This window comes from Pseudoneobacillus rhizolycopersici, from assembly GCF_054786815.1.
The window spans coordinates 1-243 of record NZ_JBTOOE010000216.1 but is presented as its reverse complement, the minus strand read 5'-3'; the positions used below and the strand labels follow the sequence as shown (position 1 = coordinate 243).

Annotated in this window: 1 protein-coding gene; it reads right to left on the bottom strand. The window is 65.4% G+C overall.

Annotated features, from left to right (window positions below):
- Positions 1–13 precede the first annotated feature (13 nt).
- The coding region (locus ACX9YW_RS23490; RefSeq protein WP_460351209.1) for a hypothetical protein at positions 14–243 on the bottom strand (230 nt) is incomplete at its 5' end.

The window sequence follows — 243 nt, the reverse complement described above, 5'->3', positions numbered from 1 at the left end:
GACGGACTCATCCTCAGAACTCCGTCGTGGCGAAGAGGGAAGGTGCTTCTGCGGCCTCGCCATTGGCGATCGCGCGCTCCAGCGCCGTGCGGAAGCTGGCCTGCTCGGTGGGCAGCTCATCCTCATCGGTGTACGTGTAGGTCATGCCGTCCAGCTCGGCGTCGGTGAGCAGGCGCGGGTACTGGCCGTCCGACGTGGCTTCGTTTTCGTCCAAGCCCGTGTGGTCCATGTACGCGGCCAAGA